Consider the following 5,748-nt stretch of genomic DNA (forward strand, 5'->3'; position numbering starts at 1 on the left):
CCAGCGTGTTGACGAAGAACCCGACCAGATCGTCCAGCGCCTCATCGGTACGCCCCGCGATCGGGCTCCCGATCGGGATGTCCGTCCCCGCGCCCAGCCGGGTGTACAACGCCGCCAACGCCGCCTGCAGCACCATGAACAGACTCACACCCGAACGTCGAGCCAACTCCACCAGAGCGGCGTGCAGTTCGGGCCTCAGCTCCAGCCCGACGTGGTCCCCGTGCCAGCCCGCGACGGCCGGCCGCGGCCGGTCCGCGGGCAGCTGGAGCAGCTCCGGCAGGTCGGACAGCTGCCGCTTCCAGTAGTCGAGCTGCTCGGTGAACCGGCTCTGCGGGTCGGCGGCGTCGCCGAGCAGGTCACGCTGCCACAGCGTGTAGTCGGCGTACTGCACCCGAAGGTTCGGCCAGCTCGGCGCACGCCCCTCGCACCGGGCGGCGTACGCCTCGGCCAGGTCCCGCGCCAGCGGGCCGGTGGACCAACCGTCACCGGCGATGTGGTGCATCACCAGCAGCAGCACGTGCTCCTCCGGCGCGACCGCGAACAGCTCCGCCCGCAGCGGCGCCTCCGCCGCCAGGTCGAAGGGCTGCCGGGCGAACTCGGCCAGCCGCTCGGGCAGTTCGGTCTGCGACACCTCGGTCAGCCGGGCCCGGGGTCGGGCCTCCGCCGGGTCCAGGACGCGCTGGCACGGTACGCCGTCGATCTCCGGGAACGCCGTCCGCAGGCTCTCGTGCCGGGCCACCACATCGGCCAGCGCCTCGTCCAGCGCGGAGCGGTCGAGCGTCCCGGTCAACTGGAGCGCCAGCGGGATGTGGTACGTCGCGGCGGCACCGTCCATGCGGTGCAGGAACCAGAGCCGGCGCTGGGCGAAGGACAACGGCACGGCCTCCGGCCGCTCGTACGCGGTCAGTGCAGGACGGGCGTGGCCGGCCCCGGCCAGCGCCTCGGCCAGACCCGCCACGGTGGGCGCCTGGAAGAGCGCGCGCAGCCCGAGCTCGACGCCGAGCACCGAACGCACCCTGGCGGCCAGCCGGGTGGCGAGCAGGGAATGCCCACCCAGGTCGAAGAAGTCGTCGTCGACCCCGACCTCCGGCACACCGAGCACCTCGGCGAACAGCCCGCACAGGATCTGCTCCTGCGGGGTGCGCGGCGCCCGTCCGGGCGCGGCCGAGCCGGGGTCCGGAGCGGGCAGCGCCGCCCGGTCCAGCTTTCCGTTCGGCGTCAGCGGCAGCGCGTCCAGCACCACGAACACGGCTGGCACCAGGTAGTCCGGCAGCCGGTCACGCAGGTACGCCGCCAGCTCCACCGGGCGGACAGCCGCGTCCGGACGGGCTGCCACGTAGCCGATGAGCCGGTCGTCCTTGGCGAGGACGGCGGCCTGGGCGACGGCGGGGTGCTCGGCGAGCGCCGCCTCGACCTCGCCGGGTTCGACGCGGAAGCCGCGCACCTTCAGCTGGTCGTCGGCGCGGCCGACGTACTCCAGCTCGCCGTCGGCCCGGCGCCGCACCAGGTCGCCGGTGCGGTACATCCGAGCGCCCTCCGGCCCGAACGGGCAGGCCACGAACCGCCCGGCCGTCAGGCCCGGTCGGTTCAGGTAGCCGCGCGCCAGACCGGGGCCGGCGACGTACAACTCCCCTGCCACGCCCGGCGGTACGACGCGCAGTCGCTCGTCGAGCACGTACACCCGGAAGCCCGCAACCGTTCGCCCGATCGGCGGCACACCGGACCCCGGCGACAGCGGGTCGCTCATCGTCGCGCACACCGTCGTCTCGGTCGGACCGTACGCGTTGATCATCCGACGCCCGGGCGCCCAGCGCTCCACCAGCTCCGGCGGGCACGCCTCACCCGCCACCACCAGGGTGGCGGCCATGAGGTCGGCGCTCTCCAGCGCGGCCAGGGCCGAGGGCGGCAGCGTCACGTGGGTGACACCCAGCCGGCGGTCCGTCAGGGCCTCCAGCGGGGCCTCGGCGGGGGCCAGGACGAGGGCTGCACCGGTGAGCAGCGCACTACACAGGTCCCAGAAGGACGCGTCGAAGCTGGGCGAGGCGAACTGGAGCACCCGGCTGCCCGGCGCCACACCGAGCTGGTCGACCTGCGCCGCCACCAGCCCGGACACCCCACTGTGGCTCACCGCGACGCCCTTGGGGCGACCGGTCGAGCCAGAGGTGTAGATCACGTACGCCGGACACCGGACGTCGAGGTTGGTCTCCGGGTCAGTCTCCGGCCAGTCCCCGTCCGCCACCATGGCCGGGTCGTCGACCAGCAATGCCGGACGGGCGTCCTCCAGCATGAACGCGATCCGCGCCTCCGGGTACGCCGGATCCACCGGCAGGTACGCGGCCCCGGCCTTCAGCACGCCCAGGACCGCCACCACGGACTCCACCGAGCGCGGCAGCGCCACCGCCACCACCTGCTCCGGGCCGACACCCCGAGCGACCACCGCATGCGCGAACCGGTTTGCCCGGGCGTTGAGTTGACCGTACGTCAGCTCGGCATCACCGCAGACGAGCGCCACCGCGTCCGGCGTCGCCACCACCTGCGCCGCAAACAGATCCGGCAGGCTCACTGCAGCCGCCGCACCGTCGACGGCGGGCAGCAGCTCGCACCGCTCCTCGGCGGACAGTAGGTCGATACCGCCGATCGGCAGGTCCGGGTCGGCGGCGACCGCCGCCAGCAGCCGCAGCCACCGGGCGACCATGGCCTCGACCGTCGAGCGGTCGAACAGGTCGGTGCTGTACTCGACCGCGCCGCTGAGACCGGCCGGCGCGCCGTCGGGCCCGTGCTCCTCCGCGAACCCGAAGGTCAGGTCGAGCCGCGCGGTCCCGGTAGGCACAGTCACTCCGGAGACCCGCAGACCCGGCAGCTCGAAGTCGGAACGCGGCATGTTCTGCAGCGCGAGCAGCACCTGGAACAGCGGCTGCCGGGCGAGCGACCGGGACGGGTTGAGGGCCTCCACCACATGGTCGAACGGCAGGTCCTGGTGCGCGTACGCGCCGAGCGCGCCCTCCCGGACCCGGACCAGCAACTCGGCGAAGGACGGGTCACCGCTGGTGTCCGTGCGGAGCACCAGGGTGTTGACGAAGAACCCGACGAGGTCGTCCAACGCCTCGTCGGTACGGCCGGCGATCAGGCTCCCGACCGGGATGTCCGTGCCCGCACCGAGCTTGTCCAGCAGCGACGCCAGGGCGGCCTGCAACACCATGTACACGCTGGCCCCGTGCTCCCGGCCCAGGCGCACCAGCCCGGCGTGCAGTTCGGCGTCCAGTTCGATCGCGAGGCAGCCGCCGGAGTAGGAGGGGGCTACGGGGCGGTGGCGGTCTGCGGGGAGCCGGATCTGCTCCGGAAGGTCCGCGAGCGTCCGCGTCCAGTAGGCCGTCTGACGGGCGGACAGGCTGTCCCGGTCGGCCGCGTCGCCGAGCAGTTGGTGCTGCCAGAGCGTGTAGTCGGCGTACTGCACGGGCAGTGGCGCCCACTGCGGCTCCTCGCCTTGGCGGCGCGCCTCGTACGCGGTGGTCAGGTCGGCGGCCAGCGGGCCCAGCGACCAGCCGTCGCCGGCGATGTGATGCGTCACCAGGAGCAGCACGTGCTCGTCCGCCGAGAGTTCGAACACCTCGGCGCGCAGCGGCAGTTCGGCCGCGAGGTCGAATCCGCGTGCTGCGGCCCCCGCCAGCAGTTCCGGCAGGGCCGGCTCGTCTGCCACGGTGACCGACAGCCTCGGGCGCGCTTCTCCGGTGGCCAGCACCTGCTGGTACGGCACGCCGTCCACCGCCGGGAAGACCGTGCGCAGGGTTTCGTGCCGGTCGACGACGTCGCCCAGCGCCGCCTCCAGGGCCGCCAGGTCCAGTGGTCCCGAGAGCCGCCACGCGAGCGGCATGTTGTAGACGGAGTCGGCGCCCTCCAACTGGCGCAGGAACCACAGCCTCCGCTGAGCGGACGACAGCGGCACCAGCGCGGGCCGCTCCGCCCGCTCCAGGGCGAGCCGGGCCCGGTCCGCGCCGCCCAGCCCGGCGGCCAGCCCGGCCACGGTCGGGTTGCGGAACAGGGTGTGCAGCGGCAGCTCCACGCCCAGCGTCGCACGGATCCGGGCCGCCAACCGGGTGGCCAGCAGGGAGTGCCCGCCGAGGTCGAAGAAGTCGTCGTCGACGCCGACCTGGGGCAGGCCCAGCACCTCGGCGAACAGCCCCGCCAGGACGTGTTCCTCAGGAGTGTGCGGTGCCTGCCCGACCCGCGTCGCGGTGGATTCGGGCTCGGGGAGTGCGCGCCGGTCCAGCTTGCCGCTGGCGTTCAGCGGCAGGGCGTCGAGGGAGACGAACGCGGTCGGCACCATGTAGTCCGGCAGCCGCTCGCGCAGGTGCGCCCGCAGGTCCTCCGGCCGGAGCTCCGCCCCGGTGGCGGGCACCAGGTAGGCGACCAGGCGGCTGTCCTCCGCCCGGTCCTGCCGGACGATCACGGCGGCCCGCGCGACCTTCGGGTGTTCCGCCAGTGCCGCCTCGATCTCGCCGAGCTCCACCCGGAAGCCGCGGATCTTGACCTGGTCGTCGGTGCGGCCGAGGAACTCCAGGTTCCCGTCCGATCCCCACCGCACCAGGTCACCGGTGCGGTACATCCGCGAACCGCTCGGACCGAACGGGTCGGCGACGAACCGCCCGGCGGTCAGCCCCGGCCGGTTCAGATAACCGCGCGCCAGGCCCGCACCGGCGATGTACAGCTCACCCGACACACCGACGGGCACCGGCTGCAACGCGGCGTCGAGCACCTGCAGTCGGACGCCCCCGAGCGGCCGGCCGATCACCGGATGCGGGCTCGACTCCAGCGGCGCGAAGACCGACTCCACCGTGCACTCGGTCGGCCCGTAGTAGTTGAGGGAGGACACCCCCTCGACGGCCCGCAACCGTTCCCAGAGTTGCTCCGGGACGGCCTCCCCGCCCAACCCGACCACCGACGGACGCCACCGGGGGTCGTCCAACAGGCCGTGTTCGACCAGGACTTGCAGGTAGGACGGGGTGCCGCCGACAGCGTCCAGCCCGGCCCGCACGGCGTACTCGACGAAGGCGTCCGGGTCGGTCCAGGTCGCCTCGTCCAGGACGTGCAGCTCATGGCCGGCGTACAGGGCGAACAGCTGGTCGCAGGAGGCGTCGAACGACACGGACGAGGTCAGCCCCATCCGCACCCGCTCACCCGCCCGGAAGATCAGCGGACACTGGTTGGCGAACAGGTTGAAGAGGCCACCGTGCGTCGCCACCACGCCCTTGGGCTTGCCGGTGGAACCGGAGGTGTAGATGACGTAGACCGGGTGGCCAGGATCGATGGCCACCGCAGGGTCCGTTGCCGGGCAGCCCGCCACCAGCCCGGCCGTCTCCGGGTCGTCGGCCACCAGCCACCCGGCCGGACCGTCCGGCAGCCGACCCCGGGTACGGGCGTCGGTCAGCACCAGGACCGGCTGTGCGTCGTCGAGCATGTACCCGATCCGCGCGGCCGGGTACTCCGGATCGACCGGGAGGTACGCCGCGCCGGTCTTCAGCACCGCGAGGATCGCCACCACCAGCTCGGCCGAGCGCGGCAGCGCCACCGCCACCAGCCGCTCCGGCCCCGCCCCGCGCGCGATCAGCGCATGGGCCAACCGGTTCGCCCGCGCGTCCAACTCCGCGTACGTCAACGACGCTTCCGGCCCCACCACCGCGACGGCGTCCGGATTCGCCTGCACCTGAGCCCGGAACAGCTCCGGCAGACTCTCGGTGAAGGCTCGAGACG

1 protein-coding gene is annotated in these 5,748 nt (G+C 73.4%); it reads right to left on the reverse strand.

The window, feature by feature from the left end:
• Positions 1-5,701, reverse strand: a 5,701-nt coding sequence (locus ACFQ87_RS39985) for an amino acid adenylation domain-containing protein (RefSeq protein WP_380615875.1), incomplete at its 3' end; no start/stop codon positions are given.
• Positions 5,702-5,748: the final 47 nt, after the last annotated feature.

This window comes from Kitasatospora sp. NPDC056531, assembly GCF_042794375.1.
GTDB lineage: Bacteria > Actinomycetota > Actinomycetes > Streptomycetales > Streptomycetaceae > Kitasatospora.